25 protein-coding genes and 2 riboswitches are annotated in these 26,326 nt (G+C 65.4%); of the genes, 18 read left to right on the forward strand and 7 right to left on the reverse strand.

Going from position 1 to position 26,326, the window contains the following annotated elements; translation table 11 throughout:
* Positions 1-13: 13 nt before the first annotated feature.
* The gene (locus AC4PTT_RS22070; protein WP_492162741.1) at positions 14-1,204 is read left to right on the forward strand and encodes a CaiB/BaiF CoA transferase family protein; all 1,191 of its coding nucleotides are present in this window, start codon (positions 14-16) and stop codon (positions 1,202-1,204) included.
* 278 nt (positions 1,205-1,482) lie between these two features.
* Here AC4PTT_RS22070 and AC4PTT_RS22075 read toward each other — a convergent pair whose 3' ends face one another.
* Positions 1,483-2,526, reverse strand: a complete 1,044-nt coding sequence (locus tag AC4PTT_RS22075; protein ID WP_492162082.1) for an IS110 family RNA-guided transposase — start codon at positions 2,524-2,526, stop codon at positions 1,483-1,485.
* Between the two features lie 371 nt (positions 2,527-2,897).
* On the opposite strand from AC4PTT_RS22075, the gene AC4PTT_RS22080 reads away from it, so the two are divergent.
* Entirely contained in the window at positions 2,898-3,902 is a 1,005-nt protein-coding gene (locus AC4PTT_RS22080) for an LLM class flavin-dependent oxidoreductase (protein WP_492162742.1), read from the forward strand.
* Positions 3,903-4,100: 198 nt separating this feature from the next.
* On the forward strand, positions 4,101-5,612 hold the full coding sequence (gene nhaC, locus AC4PTT_RS22085; protein WP_206546436.1) for a Na+/H+ antiporter NhaC: 1,512 nt from the start codon (positions 4,101-4,103) through the stop codon (positions 5,610-5,612).
* Between the two features lie 64 nt (positions 5,613-5,676).
* On the opposite strand, the gene AC4PTT_RS22090 is transcribed toward nhaC, so the two are convergent.
* Positions 5,677-6,183 (reverse strand): tyrosine phosphatase family protein, encoded by a 507-nt coding sequence (locus AC4PTT_RS22090; RefSeq protein ID WP_113157022.1) that lies wholly within the window; start codon positions 6,181-6,183, stop codon positions 5,677-5,679.
* Positions 6,183-7,229 (reverse strand): threonine-phosphate decarboxylase CobD, encoded by a 1,047-nt coding sequence (gene cobD, locus AC4PTT_RS22095; RefSeq protein ID WP_492162743.1) that lies wholly within the window; start codon positions 7,227-7,229, stop codon positions 6,183-6,185. Before cobD ends, AC4PTT_RS22090 begins: the two co-directional genes overlap by 1 nt.
* Here cobD and cbiB point away from each other — a divergent pair.
* Positions 7,222-8,187 carry an adenosylcobinamide-phosphate synthase CbiB gene (gene cbiB, locus AC4PTT_RS22100; RefSeq protein WP_206995906.1) on the forward strand — a complete coding sequence of 322 codons (966 nt, stop codon included), beginning with the start codon at positions 7,222-7,224 and terminating at the stop codon, positions 8,185-8,187. The two genes, cobD and cbiB, sit on opposite strands and share 8 nt — an antisense overlap.
* A gap of 155 nt (positions 8,188-8,342) precedes the next feature.
* Here cbiB and cobO read toward each other — a convergent pair whose 3' ends face one another.
* The 3 genes from cobO to AC4PTT_RS22115 are packed head-to-tail and all read right to left on the reverse strand — an operon-like array spanning position 8,343 to position 10,132.
* Complete coding sequence (cobO, locus tag AC4PTT_RS22105) at positions 8,343-8,957, reverse strand: cob(I)yrinic acid a,c-diamide adenosyltransferase (protein WP_206553102.1); 615 nt, start codon at positions 8,955-8,957, stop codon at positions 8,343-8,345.
* A 1-nt stretch (position 8,958) separates the two neighbouring features.
* On the reverse strand, positions 8,959-9,495 hold the full coding sequence (cobU, locus tag AC4PTT_RS22110; protein WP_492162744.1) for a bifunctional adenosylcobinamide kinase/adenosylcobinamide-phosphate guanylyltransferase: 537 nt from the start codon (positions 9,493-9,495) through the stop codon (positions 8,959-8,961).
* Positions 9,496-9,511: 16 nt separating this feature from the next.
* Positions 9,512-10,132 (reverse strand): HupE/UreJ family protein, encoded by a 621-nt coding sequence (locus AC4PTT_RS22115; protein ID WP_492162745.1) that lies wholly within the window; start codon positions 10,130-10,132, stop codon positions 9,512-9,514.
* 35 nt (positions 10,133-10,167) lie between these two features.
* Positions 10,168-10,367: riboswitch (cobalamin riboswitch) on the reverse strand.
* Positions 10,368-10,428: 61 nt separating this feature from the next.
* A riboswitch (cobalamin riboswitch) is annotated at positions 10,429-10,629 on the forward strand.
* Positions 10,630-10,805: 176 nt separating this feature from the next.
* Here AC4PTT_RS22115 and cobW point away from each other — a divergent pair.
* Genes cobW through AC4PTT_RS22145 form a run of 6 tightly spaced genes read left to right on the forward strand, consistent with a single transcriptional unit; the run spans position 10,806 to position 18,525 of the window.
* Positions 10,806-11,843, forward strand: a complete 1,038-nt coding sequence (gene cobW / locus AC4PTT_RS22120; RefSeq protein WP_206546430.1) for a cobalamin biosynthesis protein CobW — start codon at positions 10,806-10,808, stop codon at positions 11,841-11,843.
* Between the two features lie 4 nt (positions 11,844-11,847).
* Positions 11,848-15,186: a cobaltochelatase subunit CobN gene (gene cobN / locus AC4PTT_RS22125; RefSeq protein WP_492162746.1), complete on the forward strand. Its 3,339-nt coding sequence runs from the start codon at positions 11,848-11,850 to the stop codon at positions 15,184-15,186.
* Entirely contained in the window at positions 15,183-16,394 is a 1,212-nt protein-coding gene (cobG, locus tag AC4PTT_RS22130) for a precorrin-3B synthase (RefSeq protein ID WP_492162747.1), read from the forward strand. Before cobN ends, cobG begins: the two co-directional genes overlap by 4 nt.
* Entirely contained in the window at positions 16,395-17,027 is a 633-nt protein-coding gene (locus AC4PTT_RS22135; protein WP_492162748.1) for a precorrin-8X methylmutase, read from the forward strand. It abuts the gene before it with no gap.
* Entirely contained in the window at positions 17,024-17,764 is a 741-nt protein-coding gene (locus AC4PTT_RS22140; RefSeq protein WP_206553109.1) for a precorrin-2 C(20)-methyltransferase, read from the forward strand. The genes AC4PTT_RS22135 and AC4PTT_RS22140 overlap by 4 nt, the downstream gene beginning before the upstream one ends.
* A complete protein-coding gene (locus AC4PTT_RS22145; RefSeq protein WP_492162749.1) occupies positions 17,761-18,525 on the forward strand; it encodes a precorrin-3B C(17)-methyltransferase in 765 nt (254 codons plus the stop codon). The genes AC4PTT_RS22140 and AC4PTT_RS22145 overlap by 4 nt, the downstream gene beginning before the upstream one ends.
* Here the strand turns inward: AC4PTT_RS22145 and AC4PTT_RS22150 are convergent.
* Positions 18,489-19,262, reverse strand: a complete 774-nt coding sequence (locus AC4PTT_RS22150) for a cobalt-precorrin-6A reductase (RefSeq protein WP_492162750.1) — start codon at positions 19,260-19,262, stop codon at positions 18,489-18,491. The two genes, AC4PTT_RS22145 and AC4PTT_RS22150, sit on opposite strands and share 37 nt — an antisense overlap.
* On the opposite strand from AC4PTT_RS22150, the gene cbiE reads away from it, so the two are divergent.
* Genes cbiE through cobF form a run of 8 tightly spaced genes read left to right on the forward strand, consistent with a single transcriptional unit; the run spans position 19,261 to position 26,291 of the window.
* Positions 19,261-20,508 carry a precorrin-6y C5,15-methyltransferase (decarboxylating) subunit CbiE gene (gene cbiE, locus AC4PTT_RS22155; protein WP_492162751.1) on the forward strand — a complete coding sequence of 416 codons (1,248 nt, stop codon included), beginning with the start codon at positions 19,261-19,263 and terminating at the stop codon, positions 20,506-20,508. The genes AC4PTT_RS22150 and cbiE overlap by 2 nt on opposite strands.
* On the forward strand, positions 20,487-20,891 hold the full coding sequence (locus AC4PTT_RS22160; RefSeq protein WP_492162752.1) for a cobalamin biosynthesis protein: 405 nt from the start codon (positions 20,487-20,489) through the stop codon (positions 20,889-20,891). Before cbiE ends, AC4PTT_RS22160 begins: the two co-directional genes overlap by 22 nt.
* The gene (gene cobM, locus AC4PTT_RS22165) at positions 20,888-21,652 is read left to right on the forward strand and encodes a precorrin-4 C(11)-methyltransferase (RefSeq protein ID WP_206548977.1); all 765 of its coding nucleotides are present in this window, start codon (positions 20,888-20,890) and stop codon (positions 21,650-21,652) included. The genes AC4PTT_RS22160 and cobM overlap by 4 nt, the downstream gene beginning before the upstream one ends.
* Positions 21,649-22,425: a uroporphyrinogen-III C-methyltransferase gene (gene cobA / locus AC4PTT_RS22170; RefSeq protein ID WP_492162753.1), complete on the forward strand. Its 777-nt coding sequence runs from the start codon at positions 21,649-21,651 to the stop codon at positions 22,423-22,425. The genes cobM and cobA overlap by 4 nt, the downstream gene beginning before the upstream one ends.
* Positions 22,422-23,735, forward strand: a complete 1,314-nt coding sequence (locus AC4PTT_RS22175) for a cobyrinic acid a,c-diamide synthase CobB (protein ID WP_492162754.1) — start codon at positions 22,422-22,424, stop codon at positions 23,733-23,735. The genes cobA and AC4PTT_RS22175 overlap by 4 nt, the downstream gene beginning before the upstream one ends.
* Before the next feature lie 4 nt (positions 23,736-23,739).
* A complete protein-coding gene (cobS, locus tag AC4PTT_RS22180; RefSeq protein WP_492162755.1) occupies positions 23,740-24,504 on the forward strand; it encodes an adenosylcobinamide-GDP ribazoletransferase in 765 nt (254 codons plus the stop codon).
* Between the two features lie 9 nt (positions 24,505-24,513).
* The gene (cobT, locus tag AC4PTT_RS22185) at positions 24,514-25,527 is read left to right on the forward strand and encodes a nicotinate-nucleotide--dimethylbenzimidazole phosphoribosyltransferase (RefSeq protein WP_492162756.1); all 1,014 of its coding nucleotides are present in this window, start codon (positions 24,514-24,516) and stop codon (positions 25,525-25,527) included.
* Between the two features lie 2 nt (positions 25,528-25,529).
* The gene (gene cobF, locus AC4PTT_RS22190; protein ID WP_492162757.1) at positions 25,530-26,291 is read left to right on the forward strand and encodes a precorrin-6A synthase (deacetylating); all 762 of its coding nucleotides are present in this window, start codon (positions 25,530-25,532) and stop codon (positions 26,289-26,291) included.
* Positions 26,292-26,326: the final 35 nt, after the last annotated feature.

The raw sequence follows: 26,326 nt of genomic DNA on the forward strand, positions 1-26,326 counted from the left end.
CGGGATGACCGACATGAAAGCGCCTCTCGACGGTATTCGCGTCATCGACCTGACCCGCGTTCTCTCCGGCCCCTTCTGCACCATGATGCTGGGCGACATGGGCGCGGAAATCATCAAGGTGGAGCCCGCAAAGGGCGATCCTATCCGCGAACAGGGCACGCTGCGGGATGGGTTTTCCGCCTATTATGCGAGCTTCAACCGCAACAAAAAGTCGGTCGTCATCGATCTTTACAGTGAAAGCGGCCGGCAGGTTCTGGAACGCCTGATCGCCGGCGCGGATGTGCTGGTCGACAATTTTCGTCCCGGCGTGATGGCCAGGATGGGTTTTGGCGAAGAGCGCCTGAAGGCGCTGAACCCGAAGCTGGTGACCGCCAATGTGAACGGCTACGGCTCGACCGGCCCTTATGTGGAGCGCCCGGCCTTCGACTTCATCGCACAGGCGATGAGCGGGCTGATGGGCGTGAACGGTGCGGAAGGCGGGGAACCCATGCGGGTTGCGCAGCCGATCACCGATCTGGTGGCCGGCCTCTACTGCGCTTTCGGCATCGTCAACGCACTGCGCGCCCGCGACCTGAATGGCGCGGGACAGCACGTGGAAACCGCCATGATGAATGGCGCAATCAGCATGATGGCCTATCTGGCGTCCGAATATTTCACCACTGGGGAACTGCCGGCCCGCACCGGAAACGACCACCCGCTGGTCGCCCCTTACGGGCTGTTCCGGGCGAGCGATGGCGAAATTGCGGTGGCTCCATCGAATGATGTGATCCTGAAGCGCTTTCTCGATGTGCTGGGGCTTGGCCATCTGCTTGAGGACGCGCGCTATGACACGAATGAAAAGCGTTTCGGCCGACGCGCCGAACTGAACGAGATGATCAACGGCGCGGTCGGCGGCGACACGCAGGAGGCCTGGATTGCGCGCCTGAACGCCGCCGGTGTGCCCTGCGGCAAGGTGCAGAACCTGGCCGAGGCGCTGAATGACCCGCAGACGCGCGCGCAGGAAATGGTGATCGAGGTGGATCAGCCGAACCATGGGTCGATCCGAATGCTGGGTTTCCCGGTGAAGCTGAGTGGAACGCCATGCAGATTACGCCACCCCGCCCCCGCACTGGGGGAAGACACCAGGGCGGTTTTGGAAACGAGTGGTTTCTCTGCGGACGAGATTGAGGCGCTGGCAAAAGAGGGCGCCATCGGTGGCGATTAGAGCGCTGTGCGTGGTTCGACAAGCTTCTGTAATCACGGTCAATAGGAATGCGTGTCCGGGCTTCCTGCTTCTGTTCGCGGGTCAGCGCACGGGCTGCCGCTCGATGGCGTCGGAAACGGGCATGACCATCTCAGGAACGTCGTGCGGCCGGTTTGTATCGTGGCCGCCGTCCAGCCTGTCGTCGTCGATTGCCCGCGCCGGTGCGTCCCGGACGGACGCGCTCCTTTTCGACCGCTGTCAGAGCTGTCGAAGAAGGGGCTGGAAAGTCTCTGGCGCGCTCATGCGCTGGACGAAGCCGGCCTTTCCTGCAGCATGAGGCGGAAGTCGCTGCCATCGACCCACATGCGGTGAAGGATGATGGCGAGCCGCCGGGCGACCGCCACGCGGGCCCGGTTCATGCCACGTCGCCGGGCCACCTTCAGCCCCCACCGTTTGAGGGCAAAACTCTTCCTCGTGCGCGTCAGGAGCGCGTTTGCGGCTTCGAACAGGAGGCTGCGCATCATGACGTCACCGGTTTTGGAGATGCTGCCAATATGCTCGTACTCGCCAGACTGGTCGATGCGCGGCACGAGGCCGAAGGCCGCCGGCACATCGGCCGAGCGGGCGAAACGCTCCGGCTGGTGCACGGTTGCCTTGAAGGCAAAGGCCGTGATCGATCCGACGCCAGGCGCCGTCATCAGCCGCCGGCACACCGGGTCGGCGGCGGCCTGACGTTTGATCTCGCGCTCATAGATGCGCACCTGTGCAAGAAGGGCGGTGCGCATGGTCAGCATCGGCGCAACCAGAGCCATAAGGTCGTCACGCGCGGCAAGCCGCTCCTTGACCCGCCCCGCAAAGCCTCCCGGGCCCACGCGGCCAAGCCGGATGCCGAACGGCTTCAGATCGCCACGGATCTTGACCTGCAACTGGCGGGCCTGGGAAAGCAGGGTCGCGCGCGCCGTCAGCATCAGGCGCTGCCTGTGGGCCGCCTCGTCCTTGACATGCACCCCCCGATACAGCCCCGCCCGCAATGCCTGGGCGATCATCCTGGCATCGCGCCGGTCGGTCTTCACCGTGGAGGCTTTGGCATAGGCCTTCATGCGCCGCGTCTCGATCTCGGCAACCGGCAACGCCTGCGCCTTCAGCTCCCGGGCCAGCCATGGCGTCAGCGCGCCGGCTTCCAGACCGATCAGCGCAAGCGCATCGCCAAAACCCGACAAAGCAGAAGAGAGGCTTGCAGGCGTCGTGGAGACCTTTATCTCCTCAACCACATGCCCGCGCCCATCAATCACGCAGACCGATGTGGCTTCCTCTGAAACGTCCAATCCGGCATAATACTCCATGGTTGCTCCCTCCTTCGCTTTGTGGCGACACCATGTCGACCACGGTTCAACCGAAGCGCCGGGGGCAACCGCTGCCCCCTGAGAAAGCGATTATGCCATCTCACCATGAGGGACGGGGTTAGCTATTGAACTCCTTGCAACGTCTCTGATCAAGGCTCATTGCCAGGTACAACTTCCCTCATGGTGAGCTTGTCGAACCACGCACAGCGTCGCTGCAATGGGGCGTTGTCTACCTGTTCGGTGGTACAAAGAGCGGCCCAGATGCATTCTCTCGGTTCGTTGCTTTAGGGGCCATTTGGTGCGCCACCCTTGGATCGGCGTTGAACGGCACCCATATGCCGGGGAGTGTCCTGCCCCTCCGGAGTTTCCCCATGGTTCCGTTTTCCGTTCTCGATCTGGCTCCCGTTCCCGACGGTTCGAGTGTTGGAGACGCCCTGCGCAATACGCTTGATCTGGCGCGCCACACCGAGAGCTGGGGTTATCGCCGTTTCTGGCTGGCCGAACACCACAATATGAGCGGCATTGCCAGTGCGGCCACCGCAGTGCTTATCGGCCAGGTGGCTGCGGCGACACAGTCGATCCGCGTTGGTGCGGGCGGCGTGATGCTGCCAAACCATGCGCCGTTGGTCATCGCAGAACAGTTCGGCACGCTCGCGACGCTTTATCCCGACCGCATCGACCTCGGCCTTGGTCGCGCGCCCGGCACCGACATGGCGACGGCGCGGGCGCTGCGGCGCGGGCTGGAAGATGGCGACGGCTTTCCGCGCGATGTGATGGAACTGATGGCCTATCTCGGCGACGGGCAGCCCGGCCAGCAAGTGCGCGCCATTCCCGGCGCGGGCACGCATGTGCCGATCTGGATTCTCGGTTCAAGCCTTTATGGCGCGCAGCTTGCGGCGCATCTGGGCCTGCCCTACGCCTTCGCCTCGCATTTTGCACCCGCGGCGCTGGAACAGGCGAGCGAGATCTATCGCCAGACCTTCCGTCCTTCGGAGCATCTGGAGAAGCCGTATTTCATGATGGCGCTGAACGTTTTTGCAGCCGATACGGACGCGGAAGGCTTGTTTCTGAAGTCCACGATGCAGCAGGCTTTTGCCAATCTGCGCCTCGGGCGGCCAGGCCCCCTGCCCCGGCCGATGGAGAATGTGGAAGCAACGTTCGACCCGGCAATCGCGGCAGGTGTGGCGCAGGCGCTGGCCTGCACAGCGGCGGGCAGCCCGGATACGGTGCGCGATGCGCTGCATGGGTTCATCACCCGCTACGGGCCGGATGAAATCATCATCACCGGCCAGATCCACGACCATGAGGCGCGCCTCAAATCCTTCCGGATCGCGGCGGAAATTCTTTCAGAAACCCGGACTTCGCAGGAGGTCTGAGGTGACAGGATGACCTCATAACAGCTCTGTTAGGGATATGCTTTAAGCCTGAACTGATCCAAGGATTTTGGAAAATTTGGTCTGATCGACCTTGAAATCGGCAAATTAAGACCAAACGAGTTTTTGCTCCTGTTATCGTCAAGTGAACAAGAGCGCGGGGAAAACGCGCCTTTCTTCGAACGATAATGGGAGAGAGACATGTCGTCCTCGCAAAAGGCATTGCCGAGCTTACCGCTTGCGCTCACGCCGGTGCTGCTCACGCTCATCGTGCTTGGCGTACAGCTATTCTACTTCGACGATTTCACCCCGCATGTGCCATTGGCCATAGGGCTGGCGATTACCGGCCTTGTCGGCGTCAAGCTGGGGTTTGACTGGGAAGACATCGAAAAGGGCGTGTTCCACGTCATCCACGTGTCACTGCCTTCCGTTTCGGTTCTGATCACGGTTGGTATGATCATCGGCGTGTGGATCGCGAGCGGCACGGTGCCGACGCTGATCTATTACGGTCTCACCATCCTGTCTCCGCAGATATTCCTCGCCGCCGCCATGCTTTTGTGCGCGGTCGTTTCGCTGTCGCTGGGAACTTCGTGGGGCACGGTCGGCACGGTCGGCCTGGCGCTGATGGGCATTGGTGCGGGGTTCGGCATACCCGTCTACTGGACGGCAGGCGCGGTGGTTTCCGGCGCGTTCTTCGGTGACAAGGTTTCGCCGCTCTCCGACACGACGAACCTTGCCCCGGCGGTGACGGGTGTCGACGTGTTCTCGCACATCAAGAACATGATGCCGACCACCATTCCCTCCATGCTGATTGCGCTCGGTATCTACCTTTTCGCCGGCTATGCGCTGATCGAGTCCGGTGGTGCATCCTTTGACAAGATCACCGCGATCACCTCGTCGCTGCAGGACAATTTCGTGATTTCGCCCTGGCTGCTTCTGCCGGCCATTCTGGTGATCGCGCTGGCCGTGAAGCGCATGCCGCCGATCCCGTCTCTTTTTGCAGGCGTTCTGGCTGGCGGCCTGACGGCGATGCTCGTGCAGGGCGTCGGGCTGCATGATGTCTTCACCTACGCCAATAGCGGCTACAAGATCGACACGGGTGTGAGCGAAATCGACTCGCTGCTCAATCGCGGCGGCATCCAGTCGATGATGTGGACGATTTCACTGGTGCTGATCGCGCTCGGCTTTGGCGGCGCTCTGGAGAAGACCGGCTGCCTGGAGACGATCATCCGCGCCATCATGATGAAGGTGAAGAGCTTCGCCGGCATCCAGACGGCTGCCGTCGGCACCTCGATGGCGACCAATCTGGTAGCAGGCGATCCCTATCTTTCCATCGCGCTGCCCGGCCGCATGTATGCGCCGGTCTATCGCGGCATGGGCTATTCCACGCTCAACCTGTCGCGGGCGATCGAGGAAGGCGGTACGCTGATTTCGCCGCTGGTTCCGTGGAATGCTGGCGGCGCATTCGTCATCAGCGCGCTGGCGCTCGGCGTCTCGGACGGGCATCTGGAGAACCTGCTCTACATTCCGCTCGCCTTTGCCTGCTGGCTCTCACCGGTGATCGGGCTCGTCTATGCCTATACGGGGCTTTTCTCGCCACGGGCGAGCGAGGCGGAGATACAGGGCTGGCACGATAGCGGTGAGACCATCGCTGACCTGAGCGACCATGGCTGGGAGACACCCGCCATACCAAGCACGACACCGGCGGAATAGGCCGCTGTGACACGGACAGGCCCCTTGGATGGACGCGCGGCGATCTACGGGGCCTGTTTCACATTCAGCGGGCGGGGTAGTGAAACGGCTCGCCCGCAAAAGCTTCTGCGCCACGGCCGATCTGGTGGATCGCGCGGATCATCCGGCCTTCGCGCTCAAGGAGCCGGTCGCCCAGCGCGACGATGCGCCGATTGGGCGTGGCGCTCGGCGCGCGCTCGCGCAGCATCTGCGCAAGGGCGAATTCGTCCATCTCGCGGGCGAAGGCGTTGGCGATGACATAGGCGGCGGCCGTGGAGCGGCTGATGCCCGCATAGCAATGCACGACCATTGGCGAGCGCCAGTCCCAGTCCTGTGCGAAATCGAGCAGGCGTTCGACATGATCGAGCTCCGGCGCGATGAGGCCGGGACGCAGATCCGCGATGTCGTGCATGGCGAGATGCAGGCGGTTCGGCACGGCGCTGGCATCATCCAGAGCCGGGGGCTCGCCGTTCGAGGTGAGCGAAATCATGTGCTGTGCGCCGGTGGCCTTGAGCATGCGCTGTAGATGCGCGCCGGGGCAGACATAAAGCATTATGCCCCTCCCCCGTCCCGGCTTTGAAGTGCGGCGCGCACGCGCTCGAAAGCCTCATCATCGCCCGGCAGGCCGATGCGCAGGCAATCCGGCCGTCCGGCGAAGCGCCGAACGAGAATGCCGCTGCGGCCAAGATGATCGAAAAGATCCGCCGCGCGCGGATGGCGCAGGAAGCGGAAGAGATCCGTTCCGCCGGCGATGGTCAGACCCTTTTCGTGAAAGAGCGCGTCGAGACGTAAGCGCTCTCTTTCGAGCCTCTGGCGCATGGCGCTTTGCCAGCCATGGTCTGCAAGCGCCTCGAGCCCGGCGTGGAGCGCCGGCCCTGCAACAGCCCACGGACCGAGCCAGCCTGAGAGTTTTTGGGCGCGTTCAGTGGAGGTGAGCGCGAACCCCAGGCGCAGGCCTGCGAGACCGAAGAACTTTCCGAACGAGCGCAGCACGAGGATGTTGCCGGCTTCCAGATCGCCGGCGAGGCTCTCGGCCTGCGGGCCGACATCCATGAAAGCCTCATCGACCACCAGAACGCCGCCATTGCCGCGCATGCTTGCGGCGAGATCCAGAAGGTCGCTTCGACCGATCAGCCGCCCGTCGGGATTGTTTGGATTGACCACCACGGCGAGCCGCGCGCCACGAAGCGCATCGAAGCTCTCCACCTCTTCGACCGCATGACCGGCCAGTGCGGCTGCGCGCGCGTGTTCGGCATAGGTGGGGCCGAGAATGCGGGCCGGGCCGGGTGCCAGAAGCGATGCGACCAGCGGGAGAAGAAGCTGCGTTCCGGGCGCGGCGATGACGTTTGCCGCAGACGGCGCGCCGTAATGCCGGGCCGCGTGCGCGGTCAGCGCGGCAATGTCGGCTTCTTCGGGCAGGCGCTCGACGGCGCTGGCAGGCAGGGGCGAAAAAGGATAGGGGTGCGGGTTGATGCCGGTGGACAGGTCGAGCCAGGGCGTCGGCGCGTCTGGAAACTGCGCCGAAGCCCGAACGAGACTGCCGCCGTGATCGGTCACCTTCTCCGCCGCCCGGTCAGCCAGTCGAGGCCTGATGTCCATTCTGATCGCCCTTTCATCCATGCTGGTCGAGCTCGCCATCGGTTATCCGCAGCAGCTCTTTCGCCTGATCGGTCACCCCGTCACCTGGATTGGCCGTCTTATCGCGCTGGCGGACGCGCGATGCAATGTCGAAACCCTTTCGCCCGGTGCGCGCCGTCTGAATGGCGCGCTTGCGCTGGTCGGCATTCTGATGCTCGCAGGTCTGGCCGGCTGGTTGATCCAGACGGCCCTTTCCGGCTGGGCCGGGCTGCTGGTCGCCGCTCTTGCCGGCAGTTCGCTGATCGCCCAGCGGAGCCTTGCAAGCCATGTGAAAGCGGTGGCGGACGGGCTGGACGCCGGCGGGCTTCCGGAAGGCCGAAAAGCGGTTTCGCAGATCGTTGGCCGGGACCCCGAAAGCCTCGACGAGGCCGGGGTTTCGCGGGCGGCCATCGAGAGCCTTGCCGAAAACTGCTCCGACGGCGTGGTTGCGCCGGTGTTCTGGCTGGCGGTTGGCGGACTGGCGGGCGGCGCGCTCTACAAGGCTGCGAACACGGCCGATTCCATGATCGGCCACAAGACCGCGCGGCATCTTCATTTCGGCTGGGCGGCGGCGCGTTTCGACGATCTGATCAACCTGCCCGCTTCGCGCCTGACGGCGTTTCTCTTCATTGCCGCCGCGTTCTTCATGCGTGATGCCTCGGCCGGAGCGGCGTTGCGTGCGGTGCGCCGCGATGCGCGCCATCATCGCTCGCCCAATGCCGGCTGGCCGGAAGCGGCGATGGCGGGTGCGCTGGGCCTCGCCCTTGCCGGCCCGCGCCGCTATGGCGGCGAGGTGGTGGATGACGCGGTGATGGGCGATGGCGGCCGCCGCGAGGCCAATGCCGGCGACATCCGCCGGGCGCTCACGCTCTATCGGATTGCAGACGGGCTTTTGATCGGGCTTGTGGCGGTGGCGGCGGGGCTTTGGTATCTGATTTGATCCGTGGCAGCGACGTGGTGCGTGGTTCGACAAGCTCACCATGAGGTAGGGAGAGACGCTGCAATTGCGTCTCCATGCTGATGAACAGGCTCGCAGGATACCGCTTCCCTCAAGGTGAGCTTGTCGAACCACACACCACCTCAAAGCAGGGCGATCTAAAACTCGATGCCCTTCTGCGCTTTCACACCAGCGGCGAAGTGGTGTTTTACCTGCCCCATTTCGGTGACGAGATCGGCGGCCTCGGTGAGCGCTGGCTTGGCGTTGCGGCCGGTCACGACCACATGAAGGTCGTCGCGCCGGTTGGTCAGCGTGGTCACGACGCGTTCAAGATCGAGATAGTCGTAGCGCAGTGCGATGTTCAGCTCGTCGAGAACGACAAGACCGATCGTCGGATCGGCCATCAGTTCCTCGGCCTTTCCCCACGCCCGCTCGGCGGCGGCGATGTCGCGCTGGAGATCCTGTGTTTCCCAGGTGAAGCCCTCGCCCATTGTGTGCCAGGAGACCTGATCGCCAAAGGCGGCGAAGGCATCCTTCTCACCGCAATGCCATGCGCCCTTGATGAACTGCACGACACCGACGCGGCGGCCATGGCCGAGCATGCGCAGCGCAAGACCGAAGGCAGCGGTGGACTTGCCCTTGCCCGGCCCCGTATTGACGATCAGAAGCCCCTTTTCGACCGTCTTGTCGCGCACCTCGGCATCCTGAACAGCCTTGCGTTTGGCCATCTTTGCCTTGTGGCGCCCGGCTTCGTTTGCGTCGATCTCTCGCATGTCACTTCACTTTCATGGGCAGGCCGGCAACCACCAGCGTGACGCTGTCGGCAGCGGCGGCGACTTTCTGGTTCAGGAACCCCGCCTCATCGCGGAAACGGCGGCCGAGCGGGGTTTCGGGCACGATGCCGAAGCCGACCTCATTGGAAACGAGAACCGTGGTTCCCTCTCTTGCGGCAAGAGCTGCAAGCAGTCGCTCGGCGGCAGGTTTTAGCTCATGGTCGTTGAGAATGAGATTGCTGAGCCACAGGGTGAGGCAATCGACCAGAACCGTTTCGCGGGCCGGCAGGGTTTGAAGCATGCCCGGCAGGTCGAGCGGGGCGTCGTGGGTCTGCCACGCCCCCGCTACTTCCCCCGGCCCCGCCACTGCCCCCTTGCGCCGCGCGCGGTGAATGGCGATGCGTTCGCGCATCTCGTCATCGAAGGCCTGGGCCGTGGCGATGTAGTGCCAGGGCGCGGGCGCGGCTTCGATCAGCGTTTCGGCATGGCGGCTCTTGCCGGAGCGCGCGCCGCCCAGAACGAAATGAAGTGAACGCATCGTCAGATCCGCCGGCTCAGCCGACAAGTTGTCCGGCAAGGAAGGTTATGCCGACACCGACAATGGCGGCGCCAGCAAGCCGGGGCTGCATGGCCTCTACCGCCCAGCCGCGCGAGCGGACGAGAAGATAGACGCCAAGCGCGATGGCGCTTTGGATTGCGGCAAGGCCTGCGAGATAGGCGATGAGCGGCGTCTGTTCGCTGCCGACAATGGCTTCGCCGAAGGCATAGCCATGGAACACGCCGACCACCAGGAACAGAGCGAAGACGAGCATGTGGCTTTCCACGGCCCGACCGCGCGCCAGAAGCCAGCCGCCAGCAAGAACGCTTGCCGCGATGACGATTTCGGCTGCCGGAAGATCGAGCAGCATCAGATGCAGGCCGACGCCGACAAGCGAGCCGGCAACAAAGAGAAGCGGCGCGAAAAGGCTCATGCCGGCGACGGCGGCAAACAGGCCGGCAGCGAGGATGAAGGCCAGATGATCAAGCCCGATCACGGGATGGGCGAGCCCTGAGACCAGCCCTTCGTAAAGGGTCGTGGGCGTCTGCCCGTCCATGGCGTGATGGGCGTGGGCGCTGGTTGCGAAGAGCGATGCAAATGCGAATGCGGAAAAAGTGCGCAGGAAACGCGTGTTCATGTCTGGTCCTTTCCCCTCCACCCGAGGGTTGCGGTGTTTCTTTCAGGCCGTCGGCAGGTTTCCTGGCTCACGGGTCGATGCGCTTTCCAGCCTTCCCAAGGCGTCATGCCTCAGTGGCGATCAGGAAAACGCTCTCCGCTTACAGTTGCGGGGGCAGCCGTGGTCTTGGCGCGATTGCGCCGCACCACGTTCCCTCTGGGTCCGCTTCAGCGGAACCGACAGCGGGCGGAGCATACAAGAATCGCCACGCCCCGCAAACGCTTTGTTGCCCGCATTGACAGACGTGGCGGGCGAGCCGTAAATGCGCAGCAGACGGTCCTTCTCCCGCAATGGAGAGGGCTAAGAGGGAATGCGGTGCGGGCCTTGCCCAATGCCGCAGCTGTCCCCGCAACTGTAAGCGGAGAGCGCACCTGACACGCCACTGGGGTTTGCCCTGGGAAGGCTGGAGAGCGCATCGACCCGTGAGCCAGGAAACCTGCCGTCTGCGAATGAAATCCTGACCGCCTGGCGGGTGTCCCGGGCAAGGAGTGTGCATTGTGACTGCTGACAGCGCCGCTGCGCGCCTTCTCCCGACCATTCATGGTGTCTCTGCCAGTACGCGGCCGCAAAAGGCCCGTGCGCCCCTCACCCGCGTCTTATCGTTCTCCACACTCCATCACCTGAAGGATATCCCATGACCACGAGTTTCGACCGGGTTCCCTGCACCGTCGTGACCGGCTTTCTCGGCGCCGGCAAGACGACGCTGATCCGCAATGTTCTGGAAGGCGCGCATGGCAAGCGGCTGGCGATCATCGTCAACGAGTTCGGCGATGCCGGCATTGATGGTGAGGTGCTGAAGAGCTGCGGGCTGGACAATTGCCCCGAGGAAAACGTTCTCGAACTGGCCAATGGCTGCATCTGCTGCACGGTTGCCGATGATTTCGTGCCGGCGCTCGACCAGATCCTCGCACGTGAGCCGAAGGTCGATCACATTCTGATCGAGACGTCCGGTCTGGCGCTGCCAAAGCCGCTGGTGCAGGCCTTTCAGTGGCCGGCAATCAAGAACCGTGTGACGGTCGATGGCGTGATTGCCGTGGTGGACGGGCCGGCGCTTGCCGACGGTCATGTGGCTGCGGACATGGACGCGCTGGATGCACAGCGCGCAGCCGACGATTCGCTCGACCATGATGATCCGATCGAAGAAGTGTTCGACGACCAGGTGGCCTGCGCTGACCTGATCGTTCTGTCGAAGAACGATCTTCTGGATGAGGAAGCCGCCGGGCGCGCCCGCGCGCGGATTGCGGGGCATCTGTCGCGCAATGTGCAGATCGTGCCGAGCGCGCATGGCAAGGTGGACCCTGCCCTGCTGCTGGGTCTCGGGCTTGCCGTCGAGGACGACATCGAGAACCGCAAGACGCATCACGACGATGCGCATGACCACGAGCACGACGATTTCGATACATTCGTTGTCGATCTGCCATCGGTTCTGCGGCCCGAAGATCTGGAAGCGCGTGTCAATGCGGCGGTGGAGACCGGGGAGGTTCTGCGCCTCAAGGGCTTTGCGCATGTGAAGGGCAAGCCCATGCGCCTGCAGGTGCAGGCGGTTGGTCCGCGCGTGTCGCACCATTACGACCGCCCGTGGAAGGCCGGCGAAGCCGCCGAGACGCGGCTTGTCGTGATCGGCCTCAAGGGCATCGACCGCGCGCGTATCGAAAGCCTTCTCTCGGCCTGATCCGATGCACATCCTCGCCACCACCAGTGCCTCACTCGACGATCTGATCGAGCCTGTCGATCTGCAGCAGTCGCCGGCGGACATGGTGGCGCTGTCGTTCACCGACAGCGATCTGGCGGGGATTGCCTCTGCATGGCAGGCGCAGCGCGAGGCTCTGCCCGCGCTGCGACTTGCCGCGCTGCGCGACCTGAGACACCCCATGTCGGTCGATCTGTGGATCGACAACACGGCAGCGCATGCCCGCGTTATTCTGGTGCGGGTGCTGGGCGGCTATGAGTGGTGGCGCTATGGCTGCGACCGGCTTTCCGCACTGGCCCGGCAAAAGGGCATCGCGCTGGCGCTGCTTCCCGGCGAATGCCATCAGGACGACGCGCGCCTGGCCGAGCGCTCCACCGTTTCGCCGGAAGCGCGCGCGGCGCTGCTCGCCTGCTTCCGCGAAGGCGGACCGGACAATATGCGCGCGCTGACCATGCAGCTTGCGTGCCTTGCGGGGCGGGACATCGAAGCGCCGGAGGCGGAACCGGTGGCCAAGGCCGGTTTCTATGCGCCGGGCCATGGCATTGTCGAAGCGTCGTTCTTCCCGGCCAGTGCGAATGCCGACAGGCCTGTCGTGCCGATCCTCTTTTATCGCTCCATGCTGCTGGCAAGCGATGTTGCGCCCATCGACGCGCTGGTGGAGGCGCTTGAGGAACAGGGGCTGTGTGCGGTTCCCGTTTTCGTTTCCAGCCTGCGTGACCCGGTTGCCGCCGATCTCGTGCGCAACGCCGTGGAGGCGTTGGAGCCGCAGGCGCTTATCACCGCGACGGCCTTTTCGAGCGGCGCGGAGCCCGGCGAAAAAACGCTGTTCGACCGCTTTGGCGTGCCGGTTTTTCAGGTGGTCACCGCCACCACGCGGCGCGAAGCGTGGCAGGAAGGGCAGCGCGGTCTCGCGCCTGCGGACCTCGCCATGCATGTGGTGCTGCCGGAACTCGATGGCCGGCTGATGGCCGGCGCGATTTCCTTCAAGGATGAGGCGGCGCTGGATGAAGGGCTTTCCTTCGGCGTTCAGCGCAACCGGCCCGAACCGGCGCGCATCCGGCAGGTTGCGGCAAGGATCGCCGCCTTTCTGAAGCTCGGTGGCACTCCGGTGGCTGAGCGCCGCATTGTCGTTCTCATCCCGGACTATCCAAGCGCGCCCGGCCGCACCGGCTATGCGGTGGGGCTCGACGTGCCATCGAGCGTGCTCGCCATGCTGCATGACCTTGATGAAGCGGGTTATGCGGTTTCTGGTGTTCCGGAGACCCCAAGGGCGCTGATGCAGCAGCTTGAAGAGCCGTCGGAAGCGCTTTCGCTGGATGAATACCGGTGCGCTTTCGATGCGCTGCCCGAAGAGGCGCGCGAAACACTGCTCGCCACCTGGGGACCGGCGGAAGGCGATGCGGAAGATGGCGTCTTTCCGTTCCGCGCGGCGCGGTTCGGCAATGTCACCGTGGCGCTTGCGCCGGATCGCGGGCGCTCGGCAGACCGACGCGTGGACTATCATGACCCGACGCTTGCACCGCGCCATGCGCTCGTCGCCTTCGGCCACTGGATGCGGGAGGGGCTCGATGCCCATGCGCTGATCCATGTGGGTGCGCATGGCACGCTGGAATGGCTGCCGGGCAAGACCGTGGCGCTGACGGAAACCTGCTTTCCGGAGATCGTGGCTGGTGCGCTGCCGGTGGTCTATCCCTTCATCGTCAGCAATCCGGGTGAAGCGGCGCAGGCCAAGCGCCGGATCGGCGCTGTGACGCTTGGGCATCTGACGCCGCCGCTGGCGGGCGCAGGGCTCTCGCAGGACCAGCAGGAGTTGGAACGGCTGGTGGACGAATATGCGCAGGCCGACGGGCTGGACCGCCGCCGCCGCGACCGGCTGGCGCAGCTGATCGTGGAAACCGCCGAGCGCACCGGTCTGACCCGTGATGCCGGCGTTGAGGACACGGGCGACACGGATGCGGCGCTGATGCAGATCGACGCCTGGCTCTGTGATCTGAAAGATTTCGCCATCAAGGACGGGCTGCACATCTATGGCCGGGGCAGCGGCATGGATGAAGGACCTGAACGCAGCGCCTGCGCGGAGAGCGAAAAGCGCGCGCTTCTGGCCGCACTCGATGCCCGACACATCGCGCCCGGCCCCTCCGGCGCGCCGGCGCGGGGGCGTACCGATGTGTTGCCGACCGGCCGCAACATCTTCACCGCCGATCCGCGCACACTGCCGACGCCGACCGCAACCGCACTGGGCAGGATGGCGGCGGATGAGGCCGTGCGCGGCTATCTGCAGGAGCATGGCGACTGGCCGCGCTCGCTCGTCATCGACCTGTGGGGCAGCGCCAGCCTGCGCACTGGCGGCGAGGAGATCGCACAGGGTCTGGCGCTGATGGGCTGCCGGCCGCAATGGGATCAGGCGACGGGGCGCGTGACGGGGATTGAAGTGCTGCCGCCAGCCAGCCTTGGTCGCCCGCGTATTGACGTGACGTGGCGCATCTCCGGCCTGTTTCGCGACATGTTCCCGACCCAGATCGCGTTGCTCGACACAGCGGTTGCCGCCGTGGCCGCGCGCGACGAAGACGAGAGCGAAAACCCGCTTGCCGCTGCTGCGCGCGTGGCCGGCAAGGCTCCGGCGCGTATTTTCGGTTCCGCTCCGGGCACCTATGGCGCGGGACCGGAAGAAAAGCTTGCGCGCGGAGACTGGCAGGAACGCGCCGAACTCGGGCAGGCCTATCTGGACGCCGGCGCGTTTGCCTTCGGCGGTGCGGAGGGCGAAGGCCGGCGGGAAGACGGCGCGTTTGCGCGGCAGGTGGCGGATGCCGACATGCTCATCCATACGGGCGACGATGCCGGGCGGGACATTCTCGAAGGCTCGGCGGATGTGGCCTTTATCGGCGGGTTCGCGGCGGCGGTGGAAGCGCTGGGCGGCAAGGCTGATCTGGTGGTGCTCGACACGACCGATCCGGAGCGCCCGCGCGCCCGCTCGCTGGCGCAGGCCATTGCCCGCACCGTGCGCGCCCGTGCGGTCAATCCGCGCTTTATCGAAGGGCAGTTGCGCCACGGCCCGCGCGGCGCGGCGGAACTGACGGAAACGGTCGACCGGCTGATCGGCTTCGCCGAGACCACGGATGCGGTTTCAGGCAGCCTGATCGATGCCGTGTTCGATGCCTATCTCGGCGACGAGGTTGTGCGCGATTTCCTGCTTGCAGAGAACCCGGCGGCGGCCCGGGCGATGGCGGAACGGTTTCACGCTGCGCGAAGGCGCGGCCTCTGGCACCCGCGCCGCAACTCTGTCGATGATGATCTGGCGGCACTTCTTGCGGAGGCGACGGCATGACGATGCGGCGTGGCGCTTGCCCCACACTCTCCGCCCCCATGAAGACCGGCGACGGGCTGCTCGCGCGGATTGCGCCGGCCCATGGCGCGCTGACGCCTGAAAAACTTGCGGGCATCGCGCGGGCCGCGCGCCGCCATGGCAACGGAATTCTGGAAGTGACCGCGCGTGGAAAGTTGCAGATCCGGGGCCTGACGGCTGAGAGCGCGCCCCTGATTTGCGCGGAAATCAACGCGCTCGATCTTGGGGCCGTGGATGGCTTCGCGGTGGAAACGGGACCGCTTGACGGTCTGGCGCGGGATGCGCTGAGCGACCCGACCGCGCTTGCCCGGCGGATCGATGAACATGCGGCAGCGCACTGCCTTGCCACGCGCCTTGCCCCCAAGGTCTCGGTGACGGTCGATGGTGGCGGGAGGCTGCATCTCGACGCCATCGGAGCCGACATCAAGCTTGTGGTGCTGGGAGACGGTCTCTGGCAGCTCGGTGTCGGCGGCAATGGCGCGACGGCGGGCTGGTTAGGCCATGGCGATGAGCAGGCGGTGGGCGCTGCAGCGCTTGCGGTTCTTGATCTGCTGGCGCAGACCGGCGGACGCGCACGCGATTTCACACAGGCGCAGAAGGATGCGCTCCGGGCGGGGCTTGAGCCGGCCGTGCAATATGCCGCACGGACTGACAGCGCGCCGGTTGGCCGGTTTGCGCTGAAAGACGGGGACAGCGCGCTCGGGATCGCCCTGCCCTTCGGCCAGGTCGCAGCGGAAGCGCTGGTCGCGCTTTGCGAGGCCGCCTCCGATGCCAGGGAAATTCGTCTTGCGCCGCGCAGCGGCCTGCTGCTGATCGGGCTTGATGAGTCCCGGCAGGAAGCGCTGTCGCGCGCGGCTGAGGCTCTTGGATTTGTCACGGACGGGCATGATCCGCGTCTTTCCATAGCCGCCTGCGCCGGTGCGCCGGCCTGTGCCTCGGCGCGGTTCGACGCCAAGGCGCTTGCCGCCGAGGCGGCGGAAGCCGGTCTGCCGGATGGCCCTTACCGTCTTCACCTTTCGGCCTGCGAAAAAGGATGCGCCCAGCCCGCCGGGGCTGCGGTGAACCTGATCGCGGCCGAGGGCTGCTGCACCCTTTCCTCCGTTGGCGCGGAGCCTTCCGAACGCCTTCGCACCTTCCTCATCGAGCGCGGCGAGAAGCTGCGCGCCGCCCTTCTTCGAAAGACAGGCTGAATGCAAGAAACCGAGTACATACGCGACGGCAACGCCATATATGAAAAGTCGTTCGCGATCATCCGCGCCGAGGCCGATCTCGCGCGCTTCAGTGCGGAAGAGGCCGATGTCGCCATCCGCATGATCCATGCCTGCGGGCTTGTTGAGGCGGCGGAGCACTTTGTCTTTTCCGAGGGTTTCGTTGCGGCAGGCCGCGCGGCGCTGAAAGCCGGCGCGCCGATCCTGTGCGATGCGGAGATGGTGGCGCGCGGCGTGACCCACACGCGGCTGCCCGCCGACAATGAGGTGATCTGCACCCTGCGCGATGCGCGCACGCCTGAGCTTGCGCGGGAGATCGGAAACACGCGTTCCGCCGCTGCGCTGGAACTGTGGCGTGAGCATATGGAGGGAGCGGTGATCGCCATCGGCAATGCGCCGACCGCGCTTTTCTACCTGCTCGACATGCTGCGCGCCGGTGCGCCGAAGCCTGCCGCCATCATCGGCATGCCGGTCGGTTTCGTTGGCGCAATGGAATCCAAGGAAGCGCTCGCGGAGAGCGGGCTTGGCATCCCCTTTGCCATCGTGCGTGGCCGCATGGGCGGCAGCGCCATGACGGCGGCGGCGATCAACGCACTTGCGAGGGCGGGACTGTGAGCGGAACCCTGATTGGCGTCGGCACCGGACCCGGCGATCCCGAACTCATCACCGTCAAGGCGCTGAAGGCGCTGGAGCGGGCGGACGTGGTGGCGCATTTCGCAAAGCGCGGACGCCGGGGCAATGCCCGCAAGATCGTCGACGACCTCCTGCCGGAGGCGGCGGTGGAGCTGCCGCTGGAATATCCGGTCACGACCGAAATCGACAAGAACGACCCGCGCTATATCGAGGCCATCACCGGCTTTTACGAGGAGTCGGCGCGCGCGGTGGAAGTGCATCTGAAAGCGGGCCGAACGGTTGCGGTTTTGAGCGAGGGCGATCCGCTGTTTTATGGCTCCTACATGCATCTGCATGTGCGGCTTGCCGCGCTCTACCCGACGGAGGTGATCCCCGGCATCACGGCCATGTCCGGTTGCTGGTCGCAGGCGGGCATCGCAATCGTTCAGGGCGACGACATCTTGACCGTCCTGCCCGGCACGCTCGATGAAGACGAGCTTGTGCGCCGCGTGAGCGACACGGAAGCCTTCGTCATCATGAAGGTGGGGCGCAATCTGCCGAAAATCCGCCGGGCGCTGGCGCGGGCCGGCAGGCTCGTCGGTGCGGTCTATGTGGAACGCGGCACGATGGACAATACCAGTATGACGCCGCTCGCCGACAAGGCCGACGACACCGCCCCCTATTTCTCGCTCGTGCTCGGACCGGGCTGGCAGGCCAGGCCGCAGGAGGGCGCGGCATGAGCGGGCGTCTCGTCGTCATCGGCACCGGCCCCGGAAAACCGGCACAGACAACGCCGGAGGCGCGCGCAGCCATTGCGGCGGCAAGCGATTTCTTCGGCTACGGTCCCTATCTTGACCGGCTTGAACTGAATGACGGCCAGACCCGTCACGCCTCCGACAACCGGGAAGAGCTGGCCCGCGCCAAGGCGGCGCTCACCATGGCCGCTGAAGGCAGGCATGTGGCCGTGGTTTCGGGCGGGGATGCCGGTGTTTTCGCCATGGCGGCGGCCGTGTGCGAGGCCATCGAGCAAGGGCCGCAGGAATGGCGCGCGCTCGATCTGGAGATCGTGCCGGGGCTGACGGCCATGCTTGCGGTGGCCGCCCGCGTGGGCGCGCCGCTCGGGCATGATTTCTGCGCCATATCGCTTTCGGACAATCTGAAACCCTGGGACCTGATCGAAACGCGGCTTGCGGCTGCTGCCGGTGCGGGCTTTGTGATCGCGCTCTACAATCCGATCAGCCGCGCCCGGCCCTGGCAGCTTGGCCGCGCCTTTGAACTGTTGAGCGGCATTCTCTCGGCCTCCACGCCTGTCGTTTTCGGCCGCGCCGCAGGCCGGCCCGACGAGCGCATGGCGATTGTTCCGTTGAATGAGGCGCGCGGCGAGATGGCCGACATGGCCACCTGCGTCATCATCGGATCGCCTGAAACGCGGATGATCGAGCGCCCCGGCAAACCGCCGCTGGTCTATGCGCCGCGCTCGGCGACGGGAGCCGCCAGGTGAGTGTTGATCGCGCCGATCGCATCTTCGATGTCGGCCACGACGGCTGCGCCAGTCGGCTTTGGCCGGTCGATCATGATCACCGGCAGGCCGAGCCTGCGCGCGGCTGCGATCTTGCCATAGGTCGCAGCACCGCCGCTGTTCTTGGCAACCACGATCTCGATGCGGTGATCGGCGAGCAGCGTGATTTCATCGTCTTCAGAGAACGGACCACGCACCAGAATGCATGCGGCATTCGCCGGCAGGTGGGACGGTTCGACCGGCTCCACGCTGCGCACCAGATAATGATGCTGCGCCGCCGCGCGAAACATTTGAACTTCCTGCCGGCCAATGGCCAGAAAGACGCGCCGGGGCTCAGGGCCGAGCAGCGTTGCCGCCTCGGCCATGTCGGCCGCGATCTGCCAGTTGTCGCCGGCGACCGGCTGCCAGGCGGGGCGCATGAGCGTGATGAGCGGCACGCCGGTCAGGCTGGCGGCTTCCGCTGCATTGCGCGCCATGCGCGCGGCGAAGGGATGCGTGGCGTCCACCATCAGGTCGATGCCCTCGTCCTCGAGATAACGCGCAAGCCCCTCAGCACCGCCGAAACCGCCCACACGCACCTCACCCTGCAAGGCTTCCGGTGTGCGGGTGCGCCCGGCAAGCGAGGTGATGACGCGCAGCGAGCTGCGCGCGCAAAGCCGCTCCGCCAGAAGCCGCGCTTCGCCTGTTCCACCAAGAATGAGAAGGGTCTGCTTTGCCATGACGTCTTCTAGAGCATTTTGCAGTCAGGCGGAAACCTCAAGGCGCTGGCTTGCCATCGTGGGGATCAGCGAGGACGGTATGGCCGGGCTCGGTGAGGAAGCACGCCGCGCGATTGCCGATGCAGAGATCGTGTTTGGTGGTGCGCGGCACCTCGAACTGGCAGCAGGCCAGATTTCCGGTGGGACGCGGCAGTGGCCCTCCCCCTTTGGCAAGGCGCTTGATGAGATCGAAGCGCTGAGAGGCAAGAAGGTCTGCGTGCTCGCCTCCGGCGATCCGTTTCACTTCGGTGTGGGCGCGACGCTGACGCGGCGCATTCCGGCGGACGAGATGCGTGTCTTTTCCGCGCCTTCTTCCTTTGCGCTTGCTGCTGCCCGGCTTGGCTGGCCGCTGCAATCGGTCGAGACGGTTTCACTGCACGGCAGGCCCATTGCGCTGATCCGCCCGCTGCTTCATCCCGGCGCGCGCATTCTCGCGCTCACATCCGATGGCGCGGCTCCGGCTGAGATTGCAGAGCTGATCACGGCAGAGGGTTTTGGCCCCTCCCGCTTTCACGTGCTGGAAGCGCTGGGTGGACCGCGCGAACGGCAGGTAAGCTTCATGGCTTCCGCGCTTTCCGCAGACCGCTTTGACGATCTGAATGTGGTCGCAATCGAGGTGGCGGCGGATGAGGATGCGCGCATCCTGCCGCTTGGAACCGGGCTGGAAGATGCGCTTTTCGAGCATGACGGGCAGATCACCAAATCGGAGGTGCGGGCCGTCACCCTGTCGGCGCTTGCCCCGAAACGCGGTGAACGGCTCTGGGATATCGGAGCGGGTTCAGGCTCCATTTCCATCGAATGGCTGCGGCAGCACCCATCGCTCAGCGCCATCGCCATCGAGGCGGACACGGAGCGCGCGGCGCGCATTGCCCGCAACGCGGAGCGCATGGGCGTGCCGCAGCTCACCGTGGTTGAGGGAAAGGCTCCCGCCGCGCTCGCGGGCCTTGCCGCGCCCGATGTGGTTTTCATCGGTGGCGGGGCGACTGCGCCAGGGCTGATGGAGGCGGCGATGGCCGCTCTTGGAACCGGGGGGCGTCTTGTCGCAAACGGGGTGACGCTCGAAACGCAGGCGCTTCTGATCGACTGCCACGGGCGGCACGGCGGAGAACTGATCGAGATCGCCGTCGCGCGCGCCGCGCCCGTTGGCGGCATGACGGCGCTGCGCCCGGCCATGCCGGTGCTTCAATGGCGCTGGAGGAAACCATGATCTGCGCCGGGCTTGGAGCCAGAAAAGGCGTCACGCGCGATGCTGTTCTTGCCGCGCTCGACGCCGCTTTGACAACGCATGACATCGCGCGGGACAGGCTCGATGCGGTGGCGACCGTGCCACGGAAGCGGGAAGAGCCCGGCCTGACGGATGCTGCAAAGGCGCTCGGCCTGCCGCTTGTCATTGCCGATGATGCGGCACTTCAGGCGGCGGCGATGCATTGCCTGACCCGCTCGGAACAGGCGCGCTCAGCCACGGGCCTGCCATCGGCCTCAGAGGCGGCGGCGCTGGCCGTCTGCGGCCCGGCAGGCCGGCTTCTCGGCCCGAGGATCACACTTGACGGCGTGACCTGCGCCATCGCGACCACAGGAAGAAAATCATGACCGTTCATTTCATTGGCGCCGGACCGGGCGCTGCCGACCTCATCACCGTTCGCGGCCGCGACCTGATCGCGCGCTGCCCGGTCTGCCTTTATGCCGGTTCGCTGGTGCCGGAGGAGTTGCTCGCGCACTGCCCGCCGGGAGCGCGCATCGTCAACACCGCACCCATGTCGCTTGAAGAGATCGAGGCGGAATATATCCGCGCCCATGAAGCGGGTGAGGATATCGCCCGGCTGCATTCGGGCGATCTTTCCGTCTGGAGCGCGGTGGCCGAGCAGATCCGCCGTCTTTCGGCGCTCGGCATCGATTACACGCTGACGCCGGGCGTGCCTTCCTTCTCGGCGGCTGCGGCGGCGCTGGGACGCGAGCTGACCATTCCCGAAGTGGCGCAGAGCCTCGTTCTGACCCGCATTTCCGGCCGCGCCTCGAAAATGCCGGAGGGCGAGACGCTCGCCAATTTCGCGGCCACCGGCACGACGCTCGCCATTCATCTCGCCATTCACGCGCTGGACCGTGTGGTGGCGGAGCTGACCCCGCATTACGGACCCGACTGCCCGGTTGCCATTGTTGCCCGCGCAAGCTGGGCGGATGAGCGCATTCTGCGCGGCACGCTTTCCACCATCGAAGCGGAGATGGCGAAAGATCCCATCGAGCGCACGGCGCTCATTCTCGTCGGGCCGGGGCTGGGCGCCAAGGATTTTCGCGAGAGCGCGCTCTACAGTGCCGATTATCAGCGCCGGTTTCGCGGGCGGGAGGGATTATGACCACGCTTGAGGCGCTCAACCGCCTGTCTTTTGAACCAACGCCTTTTGAGCCGGGCCATGTGTGGCTTGCCGGTGCCGGGCCTGGTGGCTTTGGCTGCCTGACGCTCGGTGTTCTGGCTGCGCTCGATGCGGCGGATGTGGTGATTTATGACGCGCTGGTGGATCCGGATATCCTGAAGGCTGCGCCGGAAGCGCGGCATATTTTCGTCGGCAAGCGCGCAGGCCAGCCCTCCACGGCGCAGGATGAAATCAACCGGCTTCTGGTGGAACACGCCGAGGCGGGACAGCGGGTGCTGCGCCTGAAAGGCGGAGACCCCAACATGTTTGGCCGTGGCGGGGAAGAAGCGCTGGTGCTGGCACTCGCCGGCATTCCCTTCCGCTTTCTGCCAGGCGTCACCTCGGCGGTGGGGGCGCTCGCCGATGCGGGCATTCCCGCCACCATGCGCGGCGTGAACAAGGCGGTGATCTTCGCGACCGGCCACGCCGCCGGTACGCCGGACGATCTGGACTGGGCGGCGCTGGCGAAAACGGGTCAGCCCATCGTCATCTATATGGGGATGCACAAGCTCGCCCTGATCGTGGACGCGCTCACATCCGGCGGCATGGCGGGCGATACGCCGGCGGCGCTCATCATGAACGCGACGAAACCGGAAGAACGCATTCTGACGACGGCGCTTTCCACGCTTGTCTCCGACGCATCGGTGGAAGGGTACGGCTCGCCGTCCATCATCGTGATCGGCGGCATCGTGGCGCTGCGCGAGGCGCTGATATGACGGCACGGGCGATCATCATCGGCGCGGCCCGTTCGGGTTCGGGCAAGACCAGTGTGACCATCGGCCTGATGCGCGCGCTCAAGAGGCGTGGCCTCGCCGTGCATGGCGCGAAATCCGGCCCCGATTACATTGATCCCGGCTTTCATCAGGCGGCGACCGGGAAGCCCGGCGTGAATCTCGACAGCTGGGCCATGCATCCGGATCTGCTCGCCCATCTGGGAAGCCGGCAGGGTGAAGACGCCGACATGCTTTTGATCGAAAGCGCCATGGGCCTGTTTGACGGTATCGTGTCGGAGCCGGGTCGCTCCGGCGCTGCGGCGGACATTGCGCGCCTTTATGATGTGCCTTGCCTTGTCATTCTCGATGTGTCCGGCCAGTCGCAGACCGCAGCCGCGCTGGCAAAGGGGTTTGCAGCTTACGACCCGAAGGTGCGGATTGCCGGCGTCGTGCTCAACCAGGTGGCGAGCCCGCGACATGAAGCGATGGCGCGCGACGCCATTGAGGCCATCGGCATCAGGGTTCTGGGCGCGGTCTACCGCAATCCGGACATGGCGCTGCCGGAGCGGCATCTGGGCCTTGTGCAGGCGAGCGAACATGCCGCGCTCGAAGCCTTCATCGAGCGGCTTGCGGATGTGATGGAGCAGTCCATCGACCTCGACGCCGTGGTGGAAGCCGCCGTGCCGCTTTCCATGCAGGCGGGCGATGCGGCGCGGCTCTTGCCGCCGCCGGGGCAACGCATCGCCATCGCACAGGATGCCGCTTTCAGCTTTGTCTATCCGCATCTCGCCCGGCACTGGCGCGAGGTGGGAGCCGCGCTTCTGCCCTTCTCGCCGCTTGCCGATGAAGGACCGGCGGAAAGCGCCGACGCCTGCTGGCTGCCGGGTGGGTATCCCGAACTTCATGCGGGGCGGATCGCCGCTGCAGAGAACTTCCGCGCTGCGATCAAGGCATTTGCGGAGACGAGGCCCGTTCATGGCGAGTGCGGCGGGTTCATGGTTCTGGGCGAGGCGCTGGAGGATGCCGAAGGGGTTCGCCACGCCATGCTGGGGCTGCTCGGTCATGTGACGAGCTATGCGAAGCGCAAGATGAACCTCGGCTACCGACAGGCAACGCTGATGAGCGACTGCGCCATCGGCAGCAAGGGCGAGACGATCCGTGGTCATGAGTTCCACTATTCGCGGCTGGTGGAGCCGGGCAGTGATGCGCCGCTCGCCATGCTCGCGGACGGACAGGGCCGCGATCTCGGCCCATCCGGTGCGCGGCGCGGGCATGTCTCCGGCACCTATTTTCACGCCATAGCGCGGAGCTGACGCGATGGCCGGACCCCGCTCGATGCTCGTGGCAGCCCTTCGCGATGTGGCCGCCTGTCTCGGCTTCTACACGCGGCTGCCGCTGCCTGCGTTCGAGATGCCGGCGCACGGGTTTGCCGCCGCCCAGTGGGCAGCGCCTCTGGCCGGTCTGGTGGTCGGCGCGATTTGCAGTGCGGTGCTGATCGGCGCGGCGATGCTTGGCCTGCCGGCCACGATTGCAGCCGCCCTCGCGCTTGCAGCGGGGACGCTTGTGACCGGCGGGCTGCATGAGGACGGGCTTGCAGACGTGGCCGATGGTTTCGGCGGCGGTTCGACGCGTGAGAAAAAGCTCGCGATCATGAAGGACAGCCGCATCGGGTCCTATGGCGTTGCCGCACTGATCCTGTCGTTTCTCATGCGCTGGACGGCGCTTTCGTCGCTCGGGCTTGTCGCGGTTCCCGCCCTTCTGATGGCGCACACGGCCTCGCGCGCCCTGATGCCGGCGCTGATGCGCCTTTCGCCAGCGGCGCGCGAAAACGGGCTCTCGGCAGGCGCAGGGCGACCGGAAACGGCTACCGTTCTCGTGGCGCTCGCGATTGGTGGCGCGCTGCTTTTCATCTCCGGTCCCGGCTTTGTGCTTGTGACCGCGCCGCTTCTCTTGCTGGCGCTCTTCTTCATCAAACGGCTCGCCGAAAAACAGATCGGCGGACAGACGGGCGATGTGCTTGGCGCGCTCCAGCAGCTTGCCGAAACCATCGTGCTTATCGCGGCCGTTGCTCATTTCATCTGAAGGACTTCCATGACCCGCTTTCTCAAGATCGACGATCTGCGCGCCGCCTGTAACGACCGCCCCAGTGGCGACGAGGACGCCGCGCAGGCTGCAACCGCCCGCCAGGCAGTGCTGACCAAACCGCCCGGCAGCCTTGGCCGGCTGGAAGACGCAGCCATCCGGCTTGCCCGCTGGCAGGGACGCGAAAAGCCTGCGCTTGAGCGGGTTCATGTGCTGATTTTCGCTGGCTCCCATGGCGTGACTGCACTCGGTGTTTCGGCTTTTCCAGCCGAGGTGACAGCGCAGATGGTAGCGAATTTCTCCGCCGGGGGCGCGGCCATCAACCAGCTTGCGAAACAGACAGGGGCGAGCCTCACCGTCACATCGCTCGAGATCGAGCGTCCCACGGCGGACTTCACGGAAGCGCCGGCCATGGATGAAGCGGATTTTCTGAAGGCCGTTCAGACCGGTTTCGATGCGGCGCCGGAGGGAGCGGATCTCATCTCACTCGGGGAAATGGGCATCGGCAACACCACCGCCGCAGCGGCCCTTGCCGCCGCGCTGTTCGGTGGCCGGGGAGCCGACTGGGTCGGCCGGGGCACAGGCGTTGACGATGCCGGCCTTTCGCGCAAGGCTGAGGCCGTGGATGCAGCGCTTGCCTGCCACGGCGAGGCGCTTTCCGATCCGCTGGAGGCGCTGCGCCGCGTCGGCGGTCGCGAGCTTGCCGCCATGTTTGGCGCGGCCCTTGCCGCGCGGCAGAAGCGCATTCCCTTGTTGCTCGATGGTTTCGTGTGCGGATCGGCAGTCGCCCCGCTTGCGCGCCTTGGCGAAGACGGTCTGGCGCATGCCATTGCCGGCCATGTTTCCGCTGAACCCGGCCACCGCAGGCTGCTTGGCGAGCTGGGCCTCAAGCCGCTGCTCGATCTCGACATGCGGCTTGGCGAAGGTTCTGGCGCATGCCTTGCGATCAACATTCTGCGCGGCGCGCTTGCCTGCCACAACGGCATGGCGACCTTTGCCGAAGCCGGCGTTTCGGACGGCTGATCATGCGCACGCTTTCGCTCATCGGCATTGGCACCGGCAATCCCGAACACATGACAGTTCAGGGCATCAATGCGCTGAACCGGGCTGACGTGATCCTTATCCCCCGCAAGGGGGAAGCGAAGGAGGATCTGGCGGATTTGCGCCGTGTCATCTGCGAGCGGTTTCTGGAAAACCGGCAGACGCGGATCGTGGAATTCGACCTGCCGGTGCGTGACGCCGCCAATCCGAGTTATCGCCGGGGCGTGGACGACTGGCACATGGCCATCGCCCGCGCCTATGGCGATCTGCTTGCGGCGCATACGGGCGAGACCGGCCGCGCGGTGTTTCTCGTCTGGGGCGATCCTTCGCTCTATGACAGCACGCTGCGCATCATCGAGCACATGCGCCGGGAAGCCGGGCTTGACGTCGCGCTGGAAGTGGTGCCGGGGATCACCAGCATTCAGGCGCTCGCGGCCAGCCACCATATGCCGATCAACACGATTGGCGGTTCGATCCTGATCACCACCGGTCGGCGGCTGAAAGCGGAGGGCTTTCCGCCGAATGCCGATACGCTTCTCGTCATGCTCGACGGCGACTGCGCCTTTCAAATGCTCGATGGCGATGCCTACGAGATTTACTGGGGCGCGTATCTGGGTACGCCGGATGAGCTTCTGATCGCCGGGCCGCTTGGGGATGTTGCCGGGCAGATTGTGGAGGCGCGGGTCAGGGCGCGGGAAGACAAGGGCTGGATCATGGATACCTATCTTTTGCGGGTCAGGAGGTAGGTTCGGCGGACTTCATGCCGCCCTCGCCCTTCGCC

Source organism: Nitratireductor sp. WH36-1 (assembly GCF_058725515.1).

Coding starts and splice junctions, on each gene's coding strand:
- AC4PTT_RS22080 (WP_492162742.1), top strand. CDS start 2,898: ATGGTTCCGTTTTCCGTTCTCGATCTGGCTCCCGTTCCCGACGGTTCG.
- cobS (WP_492162755.1), top strand. CDS start 23,740: ATGGCCGGACCCCGCTCGATGCTCGTGGCAGCCCTTCGCGATGTGGCC.
- cobU (WP_492162744.1), bottom strand. CDS start 9,495: ATGCGTTCACTTCATTTCGTTCTGGGCGGCGCGCGCTCCGGCAAGAGC.
- AC4PTT_RS22150 (WP_492162750.1), bottom strand. CDS start 19,262: ATGGCAAAGCAGACCCTTCTCATTCTTGGTGGAACAGGCGAAGCGCGG.
- cbiB (WP_206995906.1), top strand. CDS start 7,222: ATGTCCATTCTGATCGCCCTTTCATCCATGCTGGTCGAGCTCGCCATC.
- cobF (WP_492162757.1), top strand. CDS start 25,530: ATGCGCACGCTTTCGCTCATCGGCATTGGCACCGGCAATCCCGAACAC.
- AC4PTT_RS22145 (WP_492162749.1), top strand. CDS start 17,761: ATGAGCGGGCGTCTCGTCGTCATCGGCACCGGCCCCGGAAAACCGGCA.
- cobA (WP_492162753.1), top strand. CDS start 21,649: ATGACCACGCTTGAGGCGCTCAACCGCCTGTCTTTTGAACCAACGCCT.
- AC4PTT_RS22115 (WP_492162745.1), bottom strand. CDS start 10,132: ATGAACACGCGTTTCCTGCGCACTTTTTCCGCATTCGCATTTGCATCG.
- cobN (WP_492162746.1), top strand. CDS start 11,848: ATGCACATCCTCGCCACCACCAGTGCCTCACTCGACGATCTGATCGAG.
- cobM (WP_206548977.1), top strand. CDS start 20,888: ATGACCGTTCATTTCATTGGCGCCGGACCGGGCGCTGCCGACCTCATC.
- nhaC (WP_206546436.1), top strand. CDS start 4,101: ATGTCGTCCTCGCAAAAGGCATTGCCGAGCTTACCGCTTGCGCTCACG.
- cobG (WP_492162747.1), top strand. CDS start 15,183: ATGACGATGCGGCGTGGCGCTTGCCCCACACTCTCCGCCCCCATGAAG.
- AC4PTT_RS22175 (WP_492162754.1), top strand. CDS start 22,422: ATGACGGCACGGGCGATCATCATCGGCGCGGCCCGTTCGGGTTCGGGC.
- cobO (WP_206553102.1), bottom strand. CDS start 8,957: ATGCGAGAGATCGACGCAAACGAAGCCGGGCGCCACAAGGCAAAGATG.
- AC4PTT_RS22160 (WP_492162752.1), top strand. CDS start 20,487: ATGGCGCTGGAGGAAACCATGATCTGCGCCGGGCTTGGAGCCAGAAAA.
- cobW (WP_206546430.1), top strand. CDS start 10,806: ATGACCACGAGTTTCGACCGGGTTCCCTGCACCGTCGTGACCGGCTTT.
- AC4PTT_RS22075 (WP_492162082.1), bottom strand. CDS start 2,526: ATGGAGTATTATGCCGGATTGGACGTTTCAGAGGAAGCCACATCGGTC.
- AC4PTT_RS22070 (WP_492162741.1), top strand. CDS start 14: ATGAAAGCGCCTCTCGACGGTATTCGCGTCATCGACCTGACCCGCGTT.
- cobD (WP_492162743.1), bottom strand. CDS start 7,229: ATGGACATCAGGCCTCGACTGGCTGACCGGGCGGCGGAGAAGGTGACC.
- cbiE (WP_492162751.1), top strand. CDS start 19,261: ATGACGTCTTCTAGAGCATTTTGCAGTCAGGCGGAAACCTCAAGGCGC.
- AC4PTT_RS22135 (WP_492162748.1), top strand. CDS start 16,395: ATGCAAGAAACCGAGTACATACGCGACGGCAACGCCATATATGAAAAG.
- AC4PTT_RS22090 (WP_113157022.1), bottom strand. CDS start 6,183: ATGCTTTATGTCTGCCCCGGCGCGCATCTACAGCGCATGCTCAAGGCC.
- cobT (WP_492162756.1), top strand. CDS start 24,514: ATGACCCGCTTTCTCAAGATCGACGATCTGCGCGCCGCCTGTAACGAC.